Source organism: Cellulomonas sp. Leaf334 (assembly GCF_001424195.1).
Classification (GTDB): Bacteria; Actinomycetota; Actinomycetes; order Actinomycetales; family Cellulomonadaceae; genus Cellulomonas.
On the sequence record NZ_LMOO01000001.1, the window covers coordinates 1,521,543 to 1,537,986 of the forward strand.

The following is a 16,444-nucleotide window of genomic DNA, read 5'->3' on the forward strand; positions in this document are numbered from 1 at the left end:
CTGCGGAAGGGCCGGCGTCAGTCCCACTCGAACCCGCCGCGCTTCCACTCGTAGACGAACGGGACGGTGATGAGCACCAGGAACGCGATCATCGCCACGAGACCGAACAGGGCCAGCTCCGTGAAGCTGACGGCCCACGGGTAGAGGAACACCACCTCGATGTCGAAGATGATGAAGGTCATCGCGACCAGGTAGTACTTGATCGGGAACCGGCCGCCGCCGATGGCGTGCGGCGTGGGCTCGATGCCGCACTCGTACGCCTCGAGCTTGGCGCGGTTGTACCGCTTGGGTCCCAGGATCACGCTCGAGCCGACACCGCCGAGGGCGAGGACGGCGGCGATGCCCATGAGGAAGAGCAGCGGGACGTACGGGTTGTCCATCGCGCGTCACTCCACTTCGTTGTGGTCGGGGGTCATGCTGCGGGGGCGATCCGGGCCAGGCCGGCGATGACCCGGTCGACCAGGTCACCGCCCTTCGGCTCGTAGCAGTCGGACAGGAGCTTGAGGACGAACTTCATCACGAGCGGCCGGGGCAGCCCGTAGCGCGTGCACACCCGCATGACCTCGGGGTGCTCGATGAGCCGCACGAACACCCGGCCGAGCGTGTAGTACCCGCCCAGGTCGTCCTTCATGCGGCGCTCGTAGGTGCCGAACGCCCGCTCGCGGCCGGCCGCGGTCCCGCGCGCGAGCCCCTGGGCGATCGCGTCGGCGGCGACGCGTCCCGCCTGCAGCCCGTACGCGATGCCCTCACCGTTGAACGGGCTGATCATGCCGGCGGAGTCGCCCGCGAGCAGGAGGCCGTTGCCGTAGAGCGGGCCGCGGTTGAAGCCCATCGGCAGCGCGGCACCCTTGACGGGCCCCACCTGGTTGTCGGGGGTGAACTCCCACTCGGCGGGCACGTGGCGCATCCAGGTGGCGAACAGCTTCTTGTAGTCGACCTTCGTCGGCGCCGCCGTCGAGGCCACCGAGCCGAGCCCGACGTTCGCGGTCCCGTCGCCCAGGGAGAAGATCCAGCCGTACCCGGGCATCAGGTTGCCGTCGTCGTCGCGGAGCTCGAGGTGGCTCTCCATCCACGGGTCGTCGTGCCGCGGGGTCTGGAAGTAGGTGCGGACCGCGACGCCCATGGGGCGGTCCATCCGCTTCTCCAGACCCATCCCCGTGGCGAGCCGGGCGGAGACCCCGTCGGCCGCGATGACGACGGGTGCGCGGTACGTGGCGACGTCCCCGTCGACCTTGGCCTGGACACCCACCACGCGGCCCGAGCGCTCGTCGCGCACCGGTCCCGTCACGGTGGTGCGTTCCTGCAGCTTGGCGCCCGCGGCCCGTGCGTGGTCCGCGAGCGTGTGGTCCAGCGACATCCGCGACCTCGCCAGCCCGTACGACGGGTAGCTGGACAGCTCGGGCCAGGCGAGCTCAAGGCGGTGACCGCCCCCGATCACCCGCAGACCGACGTTGCGGATCCAGCCGTCCTGCTCCCGGATGGGGAGCCCCATGCGCACCAGCTCGGCGACCGCGCGTGGCGTCAGGCCGTCCCCGCAGACCTTGTCCCGGGGGAACTCCGACTTCTCCAGGAGCAGCACGTCCAGGCCCGCGGAGGCGCAGTGGAACGCGGCGGCAGACCCAGCCGGGCCTGCGCCGACGACGATGACATCCGCGTCATCGTGCGTAGCTCCCACCACCACTGACCCCACTTGTGACGTTGTTCACGTACTGCTCCCGGCGAGTGTAACCAGCGCCACATGGGCTGTCTGCGAAGGCATTCCTAACCTCGGGGCAGCGTGTCCGGGACGTGGCGTGATCACCCGGACGACGGCACGACGGAACCGCCACGAGGAGACGGTCGCCACCCATTGTTCACCCGCACGGCGCAGCCGGACAGTTGTCCGGACGACACGTGTCGGAGCGTCAGTCCTCGCCGCGACGAACGCGGCGGCGTGACACGAGGAGCAGCACGCCGACTCCGGCCGTGACCAGGCTCACGACGAGGGTTCCAGCGACATCCTGACCGGTGCGCGCCAGCCCCCCGTGCGGGCTCGCGCCGGAGGCGGTCGGGCTGGACGTGGTCACGGGCGCGGGGCCGGCACTCGGGCTGGCGGAGGTTCCCGCCGTAGGCCCGGGGGCGGCCCCGGTCTGCACGAGCAGCACCCCGTCGAGCACCGCGGCCGCACTCAGCTGGCTGGTGCTCTGCGACGCGGCGGAGAACGAGACGACGAGAGGGATCCGGACGGCGGCCCCGGGGACGAGCACCGGCCCGTCCCATCGCGCGCCACCGCTCACCGGGTCGCCGTCGATCGACAACGCCAGGTCACCGGCGAACGTCCCCGGCGTCACCCCGAGGTCGTCGGCCACGTCGATCCGTACCTGCGCCGCGTCGGTGCTCGCGTTGCGCACCCAGAGCGCCGACGCGACGACGTCACCCGGGACGACGAGCTCGGGCGTCGGGAAGAGCGGACCGGTGAGCGTGCTCGACCAGGTCGTGCCGTCGTCAGAGAGCTCGAGCTCCCCCGCAGCCGCCGCCTGTCCGGCGGGCACGACGATCGCCAGCGCGACGAGGAGCGCGAGCGGCACTCCTCGCAGCCATCGACGCGAGGTGGTCACGACGACGCCTGTGCCGTCTCGGCGAGCTCGGTCGAGGACTCGGTCGGCTCGGCCTCGGCGTCCGGCTCGTCGGCTCCGGTCGCGGCTCGTCGTCGGAGCCGCTCGCGCGCACCACCCACGACGAGGACCAGGCCATAGGTCATCAACGCTCCCGCGACGACCTTCAGGAGCCAGCCCGGCCGGTTGATACCGACCCAGGTGTTCACGTAGCCGAGGTAGGGCACCGCGTAGGCGACCGTGCCGCGCACCTGGACGGCCCGCACCGGCTCGTCGTCCATGGTGTTCGCGTCGCCCCGGGTGATCAGGGACCGCTCGCCGGTGGAGTCCCACCCCAGGCCGATCACGCGGTGCGTCACCACGTCCGGCTCGTTGCTGCGCAGCTGGTAGGTGACGACGTCGCCGATCGCGATGTCGTCGACGGGCGTGGGTCTGCTGACGACGAGGGTCCCCGGCGGCATCGACGGCTGCATGCTTCCGGTCAGCACCGTGAACGGCGTGGCCTTCATGGCCAGGGGCACCACGATCATGACGAGCGCCACCCCGGCGATGCACACGAGCGCGAGGCTGGACAGGGTGCCGCTGACCCACCGCCGCAGCCGGCCGGCTCCCGGGCCGGTCATGCGCACTCCAGGTAGTAGAGGAACAGCCAGTTGCGGTCCACGCCGACGGTGTTCGAGACTGCCGACGTCCAGGTGGTCCCGGGGAGCACCACCCGTGTCTGGACGGCCAGCGTCGTCGTCCCGTCCTGCGTGATCGCGCCGGGCGCGATGGTCCGCACCGTCGTCGTGTCCGCGGCGCTGACCTCGGTGGTGGCCCCGCCGGCGCCCACCGCGACGACCACGTACTGCCGGGTCGCCCCCGCCGGCAACGTCTGGACCGGTGCCGTCCAGGACAGCCGGATGTTGAGCAGCCCGCTCTCCGTGCAGCCGAGACCCGTCGGAGGCAGCAGCTGGACCGCCGACGCGCTCCCGTTCAGGGAGCCACTGATCGCCCACCACGCCCACGCGGCGCCGCCGCCGCCCAGGACGAGGAGTGCGGCGGCCGCCACGGCGACCGTGGTGCGGGTCCAGAACGCGGCCGCGCGCGTGGCCCGGTCGCGTGGGAGCGGCGACGGAGGCGTGCGCCGTGTGCGATGCATCGCTCTCCCTCCTCGACCGACGTTCTCGTGGACTCGCATTGATCGACTCAGCTCGTCGACTGGTTCCTGCCGCTGATCACGACCGTGAACCCGGACGACGTGCCCTGAGCGGCGCTCGGGGCACCTGCTCCGAGGGTCGCGTGGACGCAGATGTCGACCGTGGTGCCGTTGGGCTGGACCGCGCTCCAGGCGCCGGCGGGGATCGCCGTCGCCGTGCAGGCGCCGCCGGAGAAGGTCGTGTAGGTCACCGTGAGCCCCGAGAGCGAGGCAGTCCCGGTCGCCGACGCCACGAGGTACTGCCAGCGGCCGTGCCCCGTGTGGGCAACCCGAGCGACCCCGGTACGGGTCTCACCCGGCCACATGGCGGTGGTCGGCACCGGCGTGACCCAGCTGACCGCGACCGCGAAGTTCCCCGACCTGACGTTCGGCGTCGCCGCCATCGCCGCGGACCTCGACCATGCGGCGTAGGCCGTCGCGCTCCCGCTGAGCAGGAGCGCGACGACCACGACGGCGACGAGCCGGGTACGCATCGACATGACAGGCCTTCAGGAGAGAAGGGGGATCAGGGGAAGGCGATCTGCTTGACGACGATGTTCGCGCCCGACAGGTTGAAGGACTGCCCGATGGTCGTGTTGTCGACGGCGGTCCCGAACGGGAACGTCACGACGGACTTGACGGTGACGTCGAACGTGACCGCGGTGGAGACGTTCGGCGTGATCGCGAGGACCGTGCCGGTCGGGCCCGCGGCCGACGTGAGCGTCGTCGGGGTCGTGACGGTCGCGCCGGTGATGGTGGTGACGGGCGTCCCGAGAGCGGCCAGCATCGCGGCGTTGCCGCCGACGGCGGGGGCGAGGTCGAGGGCGATCTCCGCCTTGAGGTGGTCGCCGCGAGCGGTGACCGTGAAGACCTGCGTGCGGGTCACGACGTCACCGGGGACGATGCGCGAGTTCGCGACGTCGAAGGCCGTCGTGGTGGTGCCCCAGGTCCAGGCCGCGGTCGTCGCGCCCACCTTGGGGACGATCGAGAGCGTGCCGGACTGGATGCCCGTCGTGCTGTCGACGGTCGTACCGACCTGCCAGTACGCCAGCGTGCCGGCGCCGCCCAGCAGCAGTGCCACTCCCGCGCCGATCGCGATGGCGCCCTTCGTCGTCTTGCGCATGATGATGCCTCCCGTAGCCGTGTACCGGCTGCACCACCGGCTCTGGGTCACTCGGGAGGTGGACACACGTCCATGAGCGGTACAGAACTGTCTTCATCCGCTTTCACGCGGTCATACGGGGGTTACCACCCCCCGCAGAACCGAAACGCCACAGCATCCGCGACATCACGGACACGTGTCACCCCTGGGGGCGGGCGCCTCGGTGCAGGGCGACGATCCCGCCGGACAGGTTCCGGTACGCCACGTGCTCCCAGCCGGCGTGCTTGATGCGCAGACCCAGCGCGTGCTGGTCCGGCCACTCGCGGATCGACTCCGCCAGGTACACGTACGCCTCCGGCTCCTTGGACACCGCACGGGCCACCGGAGGCAGGGCACGCATCAGGTAGTTCTGGTAGACGGTCCGGAAGGGCGCGAACGTGGGCCGGGAGAACTCGCAGACCACCAGCCGGCCGCCGGGCTTCGTCACCCGCAGCAGCTCGTCGAGGGCGGCGTCGACGTCGTTCACGTTGCGCAGGCCGAACGACATCGTCACCGCGTCGAACGACGCGTCGGCGAACGGCAGGTGCAGGGCGTCGCCCGCGACGAACGCGAGGTCCGGCCGACGGCGCTTGCCGACGTCGAGCATGCCGACCGACAGGTCGCACGCGACCACCCGCACGCCCGCGTCCGCCATGGGCTCGGCCGAGGTCCCCGTGCCGGCCGCCAGGTCCAGCACCGTCTCACCGGGCTGCGCGTCGAGCGCCTTGAGCGTCGCCCGGCGCCACGCACGGTCCTGACCGAGCGAGATGACGTCGTTCGTCCGGTCGTACCGGTGGGCCACCGCGTCGAACATGGCGGCGACGTCCTGAGGGTCCTTGTCGAGGGAGGCGCGGGACATGTGTCCATCGTCGCAGGTCCAGAGCGCCTCTTCGACAGGGCGGACCCCGCGGCGAGGCCTACGCTGGAAGCGATGAGCACGCAGCCCTCGTCCTCCGCGGACGTCGTCCCCCAGCCGCTCCTCGTCCGGACGGTCGCCCTCGACGACCTGGGCGACGCCGGCGCAGCGGATCCGCACGACCTCCTCGACCTCCTGCCGACGGAGCGTCCGCTCGCCTGGGTGCGGCGCGGCGACGGCCTCGTGGCGTGGGGCGAGACCCTGCGCGTCGAGGTCGGCGGTGCCGACCGGTTCGCCGACGCCGAGCGGGCCTGGCAGGACGTCCTCGCCCGCGCGATCGTCCGCGACGAGGTCCAGGTGCCCGGCACCGGCCCGGTGGCGTTCGGCTCGTTCGCGTTCGACGACCGGTCGGCCGCCGGCGGCGTGATCGTCGTCCCGAAGGTCGTCGTGGGCCGCCGTGGCGGTCGCACGTGGCTGACGACGATCACCACGGGCGCCCGGCTGCACCCCGCACCCGCGCTGTCGGACGTCGTCGGCCCCCGCGTGCCGCCCCTCGACCCCGGCGCGGTCGTCTACGCCGACGGCGCCGTCAGCGCCGACGGCTGGCGCGACGTCGTCGCCCGCGGCATCGCCGCCATCAAGGCGGGCGACGTCGAGAAGGTGGTCCTCGCCCGCGACGTGCACGCGCGCGCCGAGCACCCCGTCGACGTGCGGTGGGCCCTGGAGCGGCTCGCGGCGGAGTACCCGTCGTGCTGGACGTTCAGCGTCGACGGCATGGTGGGCGCGACGCCCGAGCTGCTCGTCCGGTCCGAGAAGGGTCTGGTCACGTCACGCGTGCTCGCGGGGACCATCCGGCGCACCGGCGACGACGCGGCGGACCTGGCCCGCGCGGCGATCCTCGCGCACTCGTCGAAAGACCTCGAGGAGCACGAGTACGCCGTGACGTCCGTGGCGCACGCCCTGGAGCCGTTCTGCTCGTCGACCAACGTGCCCGACGTCCCGTTCGTGCTGCACCTGCCCAACGTGCTGCACCTCGCGTCCGACGTCACCGGGGTGCTCGCCGCGCCCGGCGGCGACGCCCGGCACCCGTCGTCGCTCGCGCTCGCGGCGGCCCTCCACCCGACTGCAGCCGTCTGCGGCACCCCGACGGTCGCGGCGCGCGAGCTCATCCGCAGCATCGAGGGCATGGACCGGGCCCGGTACGCGGGGCCCGTCGGCTGGTTCGGGGCCGACGGCGACGGCGAGTGGGGCATCGCCCTGCGGTCCGCGGCGATCGACCCCGACGACCCGCGACGGGTCCGGCTGTTCGCCGGCTGCGGCGTCGTCGCCGCGTCCGACCCGCCCGCCGAGCTCGCGGAGTCCGAGGCCAAGCTGGTCCCCATGCGGTACGCACTCGGCCGGGACACCAGCCGCGGCTGACGTCCCGGCCGAGGGCCGTGTCCCGGGCCGGAGGGGTGGCAACCGGGACGGCGTGCGGTCCGGGTAGGACCACAGGTGCCGACGGCCGCGGGCCCGTGGGGGGACTCGCCCGGCGGCCGCCGGCTGTCAGGGAGGGTCAGCCCTGGCCACCCTGCTGCTGGAACCACTCCCACAGCTGCTCGGGGCTGAGCCCGTCGGGGATGCCGGAGCCGCCCTGCTGCTCGTCCGGAGCCTGCTGGCCCGGCTCCTGCTGCGGCTGCTCCTGCTGGACGTTCTCGGGGCGCACCGCGAGCGTGACGTCGACCTCGATGGTCTTGCCGTCGCGGACCACCGTCAGGGTGCTGTCCGCGCCGGACGCGAGCGCCCGCACGTACGCGGTGAGGGACTCGGCACCGCCGACGGCCTTGCCGTCGATCGCGACGATCGTGTCCTCGACCTGCAGCTCGGCCTTCGCGGCCGGCGACCCCTCGGAGACGGACTCCACGACCGCGCCGCGGCGCGTGACGCCGTCGGCGGTCGCCGTGCCGTCGGACAGGCCCACCCCGAGGAACGCGTGCTCCGCGGTGCCGTCCTCGACCAGCTGGGCGGCGATGTTCTTCACCAGGTCGACGGGGATGGCGAAGCCGAGACCGATCGAGCCGGACTCGCTGGACAGCGTGGCGATCGACGAGTTGATGCCGATGACCTTGCCGCTCGCGTCGAACAGCGGACCGCCGGAGTTGCCGGGGTTGACGGCCGCGTCGATCTGGATCGCGTTCGTGACGGTGCCCTCGCCGCCGCCGTCGCCCGCCGTCGAGACGGGGCGGTCGATCGCGGAGACGATGCCCGTCGTGACCGTGTTGGCCAGGCCGAGCGGGTTGCCGACGGCCATGACCGGCTGGCCGACGATCACCTTGGACGAGTCGCCCAGGGCCGACGCCTTGAGGTCGTCCGGGACGTCCTTGAGCTTGATGACGGCGAGGTCGGTCGTCGGGTCGAGACCGACGATGGAGGCCTCGAACAGGCGCCCGTCCGTCAGGGTGACCTGCACGTCGCCGTCCGCGCCGGCGACGACGTGGTTGTTGGTGACGATGTGGCCCTCGTCGTCGATGATGACGCCGGAGCCCTGCGCACCACCGCCGTTGCCGTCGCTGACCTGGATGGCCACGACCGACTGCTGGACCGCCTTCGCGACGGCCTCCCAGTCCGGGTCGTCCGACGTCGAGCCGGCGACCGGCACGGCGTCGTTGCTCGACTGGCCGATCGAGGCGAGCGACGCGGGCCGGTCGCCGGAGGCGGCGTCGTCGGACAGCGCGTGCGTGAGACCGGCGGTGGCGACGGCGGCGACGATCGCCGCAGCGGCTGCGGCGCCTGTCACGGGGAGCCAGAGGTTGCGCTTGCGCTGCGTCGGGACGTTCCCCGGGGGCACCGGGCCAGGCACGGCTGCGGACTGGCCCGCGTACGCGGCGACCGGCTGCTGCACGGGGACCGGCTGGTGGGCGGCGGCACGCTGGGCGGCCTCCCACTGGGCGCGGCGCACGGCCTCGAACTGGTCCACGTGCACGGGCTGCTGCGCGGCGGCAGCGCGCTGGGCGGCCTCGTACGCGGCGCGCTGGTCCGCCGGGGCGGCCGGGTGCGGCGGCGTGAAGGGGTTGGTCGGGTGCGGCTGCGCCGGGGCGGCCGGCAGCGGCTGGGTCGCGTGGACCGGCAGCGGCTGCGTCGCGCCCACGGGCGGCAGCGGCTGGGTGGTGAACGTCTGGGGGTTCTGGTCGGCAGCGTTGCTCGCGCCGTTCTCAGGGGTGGTCGTCATCGGTGTGCCCTCCTTGGTCGAGGTACATCACACCGGGCAGGGCTGGAGAGAGCCTTCGCAGAACCTGGGAATTCGCTGCGAGTTTCGAGTGGACGTCAGGTGGCCAGCGCGGCCTCGACCGCGGAGGCGACCTCGGCCGTGAGCCGCTCGCCCAGGGCTCGGCGCCCGAGGCGGTCGACCCGGACCTCCACGACGCTGAGGCCCGGGCCCGGTGCGGCGAGCGCGGGGAGCAGACCGTCGACGTCGCTGACGCGCGTGTGCCGGACGCCGTAGCCCGCGCAGAGCGCAGCGAGGTCCGCACCGTGCGGGGTACCGAAGACCCGCTCGAACACGTCGGCCCGGTCCGGCTCCCCCGGCTCGAGGGTCGCGAAGATCGACCCGCCGTCGTCGTTCGCCACGATCAGCTGCAGGTGCACCGGAGCCTCGAGCGGACCCCGGAGCAGACCGCCGACGTCGTGCAGGAACGTCAGGTCCCCGAGCAGGGCCCGGACGCGACGCTCCGGCATCCCGAGCGCGGCGCCCACGGCCGTGGAGACCGTGCCGTCGATGCCCGCGAGACCGCGGTTGGCCAGGACGACCGGCGGGGTGTCCCACCGTGCGACCAGGTCCAGGTCCCGCACCGGGTTCGAGGAGCCGACCACCAGCGCGTCGCCCGCACCGGTCACCTGGGCGACCACGCGCGCGAGCGCCGGACCGGTAACCCGGGTCCCGCTGCGTGACCGTCGGCCTGCGTCGAGCCCGTCGAGCACCTCGTCGATCGCGGCTCCCGCGGCCGCGTCGGCCGTCCGCCACGCGTCCAGCCACCCGGCCGGTGCGGGCATCCTGCCCTGCCGCATGCGGGCGGGCGGGTCGAGCAGGACGTCGGTCGCGTTCCGCGCGGCGTCGGGCCAGTCCCGGCCGCGCGGGGCGATCACGACGACCTCGACGTCCTGCCGGGCGAGGAGGTGCTGCACCGGTCGGGACAGGGTGGGGCGGCCGAGCACGACGACCCGGCGGACCGCTCCCCCGAGCCGCGGGTGCTCCAGCAGGAGCCGGTAGGCCGCGATCGCGTGCGTGCCACCGCGGGCGCCGGACGACGGTTCCGCGAGCAACGGCCACCCGTTGACCTCGGCCAGCCGGCGCGCGGCCGGGCCGGCCCCGTCCCCGGCGATCAGCACGGTCGCCACTCCCCCGCGCCGCGCCGGTGCCGAGGGGTCGACGGTCGGCAGGGCGCCCGTGGTGGCCGTCGGTGCGACGTGCCGGGTCTGCACGAGAGTGAGACCGGCGGTCGACGGTTCCGGCCACGGTGCGCCCCCCGGGACGAGCGGCTCCCGGAACGCGAGGTCGAGGTGCACCGGCCCGGGGTCGCCGGTCCGTGCGCCCGTCGCGGCCGCGACCGCGCGCGAGACGGTGCGACGCATGCCGCGGGCCTCGTCGGGCAGCCCGACGGGGGCGGGGAGGTCGACCGTCAGCCGCACCGCGCCGGCGAAGATGCCGACCTGGTCGGTGGTCTGGTTGGCGCCCGTGCCGCGCAGCTCGTGGGGCCGGTCCGCGGTGAGCAGGATCAGTGGCAGCCCGCTGTGGTGCGCCTCCAGGACGGCGGGGTGCAGGTTGGCGACGGCGGTGCCCGACGTGGTGACCACCGCGACCGGTCGCGGTGGGTGCCGCTCGTCCCCCGCGCCGTGGGCGGAGGCACGTGTGAGGCCGACCGCGAGGAACGCGGCCGACCGCTCGTCCACCCGCACGTGCAGGCGCAGACGCGGCGCCCCGGCCGGGCGCTCCTGGTCGGGACGGGCCGCGTCCGCGAGCGCGTAGGCCAGCGGTGCGCTGCGGGAGCCGGGGGCGAGCACGACGTCCTCGACCCCCAGGGCGGCGAGCGCCTGCACCAGCACCCGGGCCGCCGTCGTCGCCGGGTCGGGATCGAGGGGCGACGGCATCACGCCCGCCATCATGCCCGAGCCTCGACCGCGGCGAGCCGGGCGACCCACCGGGCGGTGAGCTCGTCGGACGCGCGGGTGGCGGCCAGCAGGTCGGGGTCGGGTTCGGGTCGGCGGACGTCGAGCGCCCCGTCGACGGGCCGGAACGGGTCGGTGACCAGGTCGCCCTCGAACAGCTGCGCGGTGGCCAGACCGCACGCGTAGTGCAGCTCGGGGAGCGCGGCAGCGAGCGCGATCCCGGCTGCGAGCCCCACGGACGACTCGAGGGCCGACGAGACGACCACCGGCAGCCCGATGCGCTCCGCGAGCTCCAGGCACGCGCGCACCCCACCGAGGGGCTGGACCTTGAGCACGACGACGTCCGCGGCGTGCGCGCGCGCGACGGCGAGCGGGTCGTCGGCGCGGCGGATCGACTCGTCGGCCGCGATCGGCACGTGCGTGCGTCGCCGCAGGGCCGCGAGGTCGTCGACGCCGGGGACCGGCTGCTCCGCGTACTCGAGGCCTCCGGCGGCACGGTCGAGCGCGGCCAGCCGGGCCACGGCGACCTCGACGTCCCACGCGGCGTTGGCGTCGACCCTGATCGCGCCGGCGGGTCCGAGCGCGTCACGGACGGCCTCCAGGCGGGCGATCTCGTCGGCGAGCGTCTGGCCCGGCTCCGCCACCTTGACCTTGGCCGTCCGGCAGCCACCGGACTCGCGCACGATCCGGTGGGCGGTCTCGGCACCGACGGCGGGGACGGTGACGTTGACCGGGATCCGCGTCCGCACCGGTGCCGGCCAGCCCGTGTCGGCGGCTTCTCGCGCGGCGTGCCACCACGCCACCGACTCGACGGCGCCGTAGTCCCAGAACGGGCTGAACTCCCCCCACCCGGCGGCGCCGCGCACGAGCAGCCCGTCACGGACGGTGAGCCCGCGGAACCTCGTCCGGAGCGGCAGCGACCAGACGTGCAGGTCAGCGGGGTTGTGCGGCACGTCGTCAGCGTACGGCGGACTCAGGGACCCCACGCGTCGACGAGCAGGGAGCACGCGGTCGCACGCACCGGCCGCTGCTCGGTCAGGGCCGTCACGACCGCACCGTCGACGACCGCGGTGGTGACCGCCGCCGAGGTGGGCGACCCGACGCGCCCGACCAGCTCGCCCAGCACGGCGTCGACGACCTCGCGTCCGGCGGCGAACGCGGCGGCGAGCGCCGCGTGCCGACCGGCTCCGAGCAGGTGCTCGTAGTGGCTGCGCACCTGTGCGTCGTCCCCGGCGGGCAGCACGGCGTCGACCAGCACCTGCGCCGCCGTGGCGGGGTCCTGCTGCACGGTCACCGCGGGCGCCGCCGCGAGGGCCGAGCGCGCATGGGCGGCCCACTCGTCGGCGAGTGTGCGCCCCGCGGCCGCGGCGAGGTCGTCGAGCGACGCGAAGTAGTACGTCGTCGCCGAGAGCGACGCCCCGGCCTCGGCGGCGACCCGGCGGTGCGTGAGGGCACCGGGCCCGTCGCGCAGGGTGATCGCGGCGGCGGCGCGGGCCAGGTCGTCGCGCCGCTGCGCACCCTTGGTGCGGACGCCGCGCTCTCCGCTCAATGAGCGCTCGACGACAGGTTCAGCCCGACGACGCCGGCGATGATCAGGAGGAGCGACACGATCTTCAGCACGGAGACGGGCTCGTGGAACACGAAGATCGCGAGCACGGCCGTGACGGCCGCCCCGATGCCGACCCACACGCCGTACGCGACGCCGACCGGCAGCGTCTTCAGCGCCCAGGCCAGCCCGCCCATGGACGCGACGAGCAGGACGACGAACAGGACGCTGGGCCAGAGCTTGGTGAAGCCGTCGGACGCCTTGAGGCTGAGGGCCCAGCCGGCCTCGAGCACGCCGGACAGGACGAGGACGATCCAGGCCATCGTGGTGCACCACTCTTCCGTCCGTGCGCGCCGGGTGGCAGTCCCCGCCGTCCCGCGCACGTTCTAGTACGACCGTACCATAGTCGTCGACCGCTTAGGCTGCGGCCGTGACCTCAGAGCTGCCGGCCTCCGTCTCCGACACGTTCGACCCCACGCGCTGGCGTACGGTCGACGGCTTCGAGGACCTCACGGACCTGACGTACCACCGGGGGTTCGCCCGTCCCGACCAGGAGCAGGAGGCCGGCGGGGCCGTCGCCCGCGACCTGCCCGTCGTCCGGGTCGCGTTCGACCGTCCCGAGGTGCGCAACGCGTTCCGCCCGCACACCGTCGACGAGCTGTACCGGGTGCTCGACCACGCGCGCACCACCTCCGACGTCGGCACGGTCCTGCTCACCGGCAACGGTCCCAGCCCCAAGGACGGCGTCTGGGCGTTCTGCTCCGGGGGCGACCAGCGCATCCGCGGCCGGTCCGGCTACCAGTACGCCTCGGGGGACACGGCGCAGGACGTCGACCCCGCGCGCGCGGGCCGCCTGCACATCCTGGAGGTGCAGCGGCTCATCCGGACGATGCCCAAGGTCGTCGTCGCGCTGGTGAACGGCTGGGCGGCAGGCGGCGGCCACTCGCTGCACGTCGTCGCCGACCTCAGCATCGCCAGCCGCGAGCACGCCCGCTTCATGCAGACCGACGCCAACGTGGGCTCGTTCGACGGCGGGTACGGCTCCGCGCTCCTGGCGCGGCAGGTAGGTCAGAAGCGGGCCCGCGAGATCTTCTTCCTCGCCCGCGAGTACTCCGCGGAGCAGGCGCTCGCGTGGGGCGCCGTCAACGACGTGGTGGACCACGCGCAGATCGAGGACGCGGGCCTCGAGTACGCACGGATCATCGCGACCAAGTCACCGCAGGCCGTCCGGATGCTCAAGTTCGCGTTCAACCTGGCGGACGACGGCCTGGCCGGGCAGCAGGTGTTCGCCGGGGAGGCGACGCGGCTGGCGTACATGACCGACGAGGCCGTCGAAGGCCGGGACGCGTTCCTGCAGCGCCGGGAGCCCGACTGGTCCGGCTTCCCGTACGCGTACTAGCTGCCGGACAGGGCCCAGCCGGCGAGGTCGACGACCGAGCCGAGGACGCCGGCCGCGCCGACGAGCAGCGCGACGAGCACGACGGCGGAGGCCACGACGGCACCGAGGGACCGGACGTCGTGCTCGGCAGGGGTGGGGCGGTGGTGGGTGAGAGCTGTCATGCGTCCAGCGTGACGCGCGCACCGCCGCACGGCATCGACCCGGGGGCCCGTCCACGTCCCCACCGGGGGTGGCCAACCGGCCCGCGGAGATCATCCCGTGGGCGGACAACCGATCGGGTCACCCGATCGTGAGGGACCCCGTCCCGGCCGGCACCAGCTCGACCCACGTGTTCCCCGGCGCCAGGTCCGCAGGCTTCCCGTCCGCCGTGAAGAGGCGCAACGGTGCCGCGTCGGAGTCCTTCTGCCAGCGCACCGGCACCGTCCTGCCGCCCGTCGCGACGACCCCGTCCCCCGACCCGACGAGCGTGTACGTGGGCACGGGCGCCCCGCCCTGGGCGCCGAAGGCCGTGTTCGGGTGGTCGGCGGTGATCGAGACGACGTTGACCGCGGACAGTCGCGCGCCGCTGCGGGCCGTCGCGGGCGCGGCCCCCTCGGACCGCAGCCACGTGCCGCTGGCGGCGTCCCACGACCAGGTCGGGCTGGACGCCGGGGAGAGCCGGAACGCGAGCGTGCCCGCCGGTGTCCCGCCGAGCGCGGCGGCGGACCGGTCGGCGCTGCGGGCGAACGTGAACTGCTCTCCCGGAGACGCCTGGTGGTCGGCGTCGGCCAGTCCCCAGAACGTCGCCGGGGTGCCGTACACGTTGTGCGGCGCGGCGCGGTCCCTGGTCCGGTACATCCCCGGCGCGCCCGCGTCGTGGCTGATCATCTGGACCCCGCTGGCGGCGACGAGGGCGAGGATGCCCGGCTGCCCGCCCGAGAACGCGAGGAGCCCGTGCATGGGCGCCAGGATCACCGGGTCCATCGGCCGCACCGAGCGGATGGGCCCGACCTCCGCCGGCACCTGCGAGTGGAACACCGCGATGAATCGGGACACGTCGAACTCGACGATGGTCTCCCAGACGACGTCCGCCTGGTCCAGGCCGGTCTGCGGGCGAGCCACGGCGGTGTTCTCGATCTTCACCGCGAGCGACGGTCGCACGGCCGGCTCACCCGCGACGCCCGTCAGCGGCCAGGTCGGCGGGATGACGGGCACGGGTGCGGGGGCCTTGTCCGGAGCGATCGTCGGTCCCTGCGTCACCGGGGCCGGCGGTTCCTGCTGCTCGGTCGGCGGCGCGCTGCAGCCCCCGACGGCCAGGGCCACGGTCGCGAGCAGCGCGGTGACCGCACCTCGCACCGGTCGTCGTGTCGTCGTCATCGCGTTCCCCCGTCGTTCCCCTGCACCGGACCAGGCTGCCACGCCACCGTCTCAGCTGATCGCAACCGAGCCCGAGTCGGTCGGCACCAGCTCCACCCAGGTGGTCCCGGGGGCGAGCGTGAGCACCGAGCCGTCGGCCGCCGTGAGCGTCAGCACCGCGTCGGCCGCCGCCTTCGACCACGTGCCCGTCACCGTCTTGCCGCCGCTCGACACGGTCGCGTCCCCCGAGCCCTCCAGCACCGTCTCGGGGACCGGGTTGCCGGCGGGGTCCTTGGTGCCGGAGTCGACCAGACGCACCTTCAGCGTCACCACGTTGGTCGCGGCGATCCGGGCGCCGGACCGCAGCATCGCGGGTGCGGTCCCCTCCGCGCGGAGCCACGTCCCCGTGCCGGCGTCCCAGGTCCACGTCGGCCGGGAGTAGCCGGAGAGGCGGACGGCCACGGTCGACGACGGACCGCCCGCGACGACCGCACTGGCCTTCTCCGGGGTCTTCGCGACGACGAACTGCGTGGGCGGCACGGCGGAGTGGTTGGCGTCGGCCTGGTCCCAGAACGTCTGGGGAGTGCCGTACACGTTGTGCGGGGCGGGCCCGACACCCTTCTTGCGGTAGAAGCCGTCGGCACCGGCGTCCATGCTGATGATCTGCAGGCCCGCGTTCTTCAGCGCCTGCACGAACGGCTGCTGTCCACCCGAGAACGCGATCAGGCCGTGCAGGGGCGCCGCGATCGCGGGGTCCATCGGGCGGACCGACCGGATCGGACCGACCTCGGCGGGGACCTGCGACTGGTACACCGCGACGAACCGGCTGATGCCGCCCTCGACGACCTGCTCCCACACGACGTCCGCCTGGTCCAGGCCGGTCTGCGGGCGAGCCTCGCTCGAGTTCTCGACCTTGATCGCGAGCGCGGGACGCGCGGCGACCTCCGTCGCGACGACGCCGGTGAGCGGCCAGCGGGGAGGCACCACCGGTGCGGGCGGGGCGACCTTCGCGGCCTCGATCACGGGCGCCTCGGTCACCGGCGGTACGGGAGCCTGGTCGGTCGGTGAGCCGCTGCACGCACCGAGGACGAGGGCGGCACCGGTCGCCAGGGCGACGACCGCGAGGGCTCGCCGACGGGCGGACGGGACGGTCAGGACTGGCGACACGGTGCTCCTTCGGGTATGGACCGCGCGACACTCTACGGCGTGCAGGTGTGCGGCCCGGGCGGCCACGCGCCGGGACGGACCTACGCT

General features: G+C 73.9%; 18 protein-coding genes. 2 read left to right on the forward strand and 16 right to left on the reverse strand.

Annotation, left to right across the window (positions count from 1 at the left end; translation table 11 throughout):
• Positions 1-17: 17 nt before the first annotated feature.
• The 8 genes from ASF78_RS06850 to ASF78_RS06885 all read right to left on the reverse strand — a co-directional run bounded on the left by ASF78_RS06850 (position 18) and on the right by ASF78_RS06885 (position 5,771).
• Positions 18-380, reverse strand: coding sequence for an NADH-quinone oxidoreductase subunit A (locus ASF78_RS06850; RefSeq protein WP_056585958.1), 363 nt, complete (start codon positions 378-380; stop codon positions 18-20).
• A 32-nt stretch (positions 381-412) separates the two neighbouring features.
• Positions 413-1,678, reverse strand: a complete 1,266-nt coding sequence (locus ASF78_RS06855; protein ID WP_056588285.1) for a geranylgeranyl reductase family protein — start codon at positions 1,676-1,678, stop codon at positions 413-415.
• Between the two features lie 226 nt (positions 1,679-1,904).
• A complete protein-coding gene (locus ASF78_RS06860; RefSeq protein ID WP_156374057.1) occupies positions 1,905-2,597 on the reverse strand; it encodes a hypothetical protein in 693 nt (230 codons plus the stop codon).
• A complete protein-coding gene (locus ASF78_RS06865; protein WP_200940522.1) occupies positions 2,594-3,217 on the reverse strand; it encodes a signal peptidase I in 624 nt (207 codons plus the stop codon). Before ASF78_RS06865 ends, ASF78_RS06860 begins: the two co-directional genes overlap by 4 nt.
• A complete protein-coding gene (locus ASF78_RS06870; RefSeq protein WP_056585973.1) occupies positions 3,214-3,735 on the reverse strand; it encodes a hypothetical protein in 522 nt (173 codons plus the stop codon). Before ASF78_RS06870 ends, ASF78_RS06865 begins: the two co-directional genes overlap by 4 nt.
• Positions 3,736-3,782: 47 nt before the next feature.
• The gene (locus tag ASF78_RS06875; protein ID WP_056585976.1) at positions 3,783-4,271 is read right to left on the reverse strand and encodes a hypothetical protein; all 489 of its coding nucleotides are present in this window, start codon (positions 4,269-4,271) and stop codon (positions 3,783-3,785) included.
• 26 nt (positions 4,272-4,297) lie between these two features.
• Positions 4,298-4,894 (reverse strand): alternate-type signal peptide domain-containing protein, encoded by a 597-nt coding sequence (locus ASF78_RS06880; RefSeq protein ID WP_056585979.1) that lies wholly within the window; start codon positions 4,892-4,894, stop codon positions 4,298-4,300.
• Between the two features lie 178 nt (positions 4,895-5,072).
• A complete protein-coding gene (locus ASF78_RS06885) occupies positions 5,073-5,771 on the reverse strand; it encodes a demethylmenaquinone methyltransferase (protein ID WP_056585982.1) in 699 nt (232 codons plus the stop codon).
• A 72-nt stretch (positions 5,772-5,843) separates the two neighbouring features.
• Between ASF78_RS06885 and ASF78_RS06890 the strand changes: the two genes are divergently transcribed.
• Positions 5,844-7,187, forward strand: a complete 1,344-nt coding sequence (locus ASF78_RS06890) for an isochorismate synthase MenF (RefSeq protein WP_056585985.1) — start codon at positions 5,844-5,846, stop codon at positions 7,185-7,187.
• Positions 7,188-7,323: 136 nt separating this feature from the next.
• Here ASF78_RS06890 and ASF78_RS06895 read toward each other — a convergent pair whose 3' ends face one another.
• From ASF78_RS06895 to ASF78_RS06915, 5 genes are all read right to left on the reverse strand, one after another.
• The gene (locus tag ASF78_RS06895; protein WP_056585988.1) at positions 7,324-8,976 is read right to left on the reverse strand and encodes a S1C family serine protease; all 1,653 of its coding nucleotides are present in this window, start codon (positions 8,974-8,976) and stop codon (positions 7,324-7,326) included.
• Between the two features lie 95 nt (positions 8,977-9,071).
• Positions 9,072-10,907, reverse strand: coding sequence for a 2-succinyl-5-enolpyruvyl-6-hydroxy-3-cyclohexene-1-carboxylic-acid synthase (gene menD, locus ASF78_RS06900; protein WP_056588288.1), 1,836 nt, complete (start codon positions 10,905-10,907; stop codon positions 9,072-9,074).
• Positions 10,904-11,863, reverse strand: coding sequence for an o-succinylbenzoate synthase (locus ASF78_RS06905; RefSeq protein WP_056588291.1), 960 nt, complete (start codon positions 11,861-11,863; stop codon positions 10,904-10,906). Before ASF78_RS06905 ends, menD begins: the two co-directional genes overlap by 4 nt.
• A gap of 20 nt (positions 11,864-11,883) precedes the next feature.
• Positions 11,884-12,459, reverse strand: coding sequence for a TetR/AcrR family transcriptional regulator (locus tag ASF78_RS06910; RefSeq protein WP_056585999.1), 576 nt, complete (start codon positions 12,457-12,459; stop codon positions 11,884-11,886).
• Positions 12,456-12,779: a multidrug efflux SMR transporter gene (locus ASF78_RS06915; RefSeq protein ID WP_056586002.1), complete on the reverse strand. Its 324-nt coding sequence runs from the start codon at positions 12,777-12,779 to the stop codon at positions 12,456-12,458. Before ASF78_RS06915 ends, ASF78_RS06910 begins: the two co-directional genes overlap by 4 nt.
• A gap of 107 nt (positions 12,780-12,886) precedes the next feature.
• On the opposite strand from ASF78_RS06915, the gene ASF78_RS06920 reads away from it, so the two are divergent.
• Positions 12,887-13,855, forward strand: a complete 969-nt coding sequence (locus ASF78_RS06920) for a 1,4-dihydroxy-2-naphthoyl-CoA synthase (protein ID WP_056586008.1) — start codon at positions 12,887-12,889, stop codon at positions 13,853-13,855.
• On the opposite strand, the gene ASF78_RS22720 is transcribed toward ASF78_RS06920, so the two are convergent.
• From ASF78_RS22720 to ASF78_RS06930, 3 genes are all read right to left on the reverse strand, one after another.
• A complete protein-coding gene (locus ASF78_RS22720; protein ID WP_200940523.1) occupies positions 13,852-14,016 on the reverse strand; it encodes a hypothetical protein in 165 nt (54 codons plus the stop codon). The two genes, ASF78_RS06920 and ASF78_RS22720, sit on opposite strands and share 4 nt — an antisense overlap.
• A 118-nt stretch (positions 14,017-14,134) precedes the next feature.
• Entirely contained in the window at positions 14,135-15,211 is a 1,077-nt protein-coding gene (locus tag ASF78_RS06925; RefSeq protein ID WP_056586011.1) for a DUF3048 domain-containing protein, read from the reverse strand.
• A 51-nt stretch (positions 15,212-15,262) separates the two neighbouring features.
• A complete protein-coding gene (locus ASF78_RS06930) occupies positions 15,263-16,357 on the reverse strand; it encodes a DUF3048 domain-containing protein (RefSeq protein ID WP_082494828.1) in 1,095 nt (364 codons plus the stop codon).
• Positions 16,358-16,444: the final 87 nt, after the last annotated feature.

Coding starts and splice junctions, on each gene's coding strand:
- ASF78_RS22720 (WP_200940523.1), bottom strand. CDS start 14,016: ATGACAGCTCTCACCCACCACCGCCCCACCCCTGCCGAGCACGACGTC.
- ASF78_RS06890 (WP_056585985.1), top strand. CDS start 5,844: ATGAGCACGCAGCCCTCGTCCTCCGCGGACGTCGTCCCCCAGCCGCTC.
- ASF78_RS06850 (WP_056585958.1), bottom strand. CDS start 380: ATGGACAACCCGTACGTCCCGCTGCTCTTCCTCATGGGCATCGCCGCC.
- ASF78_RS06875 (WP_056585976.1), bottom strand. CDS start 4,271: ATGTCGATGCGTACCCGGCTCGTCGCCGTCGTGGTCGTCGCGCTCCTG.
- ASF78_RS06880 (WP_056585979.1), bottom strand. CDS start 4,894: ATGCGCAAGACGACGAAGGGCGCCATCGCGATCGGCGCGGGAGTGGCA.
- ASF78_RS06865 (WP_200940522.1), bottom strand. CDS start 3,217: ATGACCGGCCCGGGAGCCGGCCGGCTGCGGCGGTGGGTCAGCGGCACC.
- ASF78_RS06870 (WP_056585973.1), bottom strand. CDS start 3,735: ATGCATCGCACACGGCGCACGCCTCCGTCGCCGCTCCCACGCGACCGG.
- ASF78_RS06895 (WP_056585988.1), bottom strand. CDS start 8,976: ATGACGACCACCCCTGAGAACGGCGCGAGCAACGCTGCCGACCAGAAC.
- ASF78_RS06885 (WP_056585982.1), bottom strand. CDS start 5,771: ATGTCCCGCGCCTCCCTCGACAAGGACCCTCAGGACGTCGCCGCCATG.
- ASF78_RS06925 (WP_056586011.1), bottom strand. CDS start 15,211: ATGACGACGACACGACGACCGGTGCGAGGTGCGGTCACCGCGCTGCTC.
- menD (WP_056588288.1), bottom strand. CDS start 10,907: ATGATGGCGGGCGTGATGCCGTCGCCCCTCGATCCCGACCCGGCGACG.
- ASF78_RS06915 (WP_056586002.1), bottom strand. CDS start 12,779: ATGGCCTGGATCGTCCTCGTCCTGTCCGGCGTGCTCGAGGCCGGCTGG.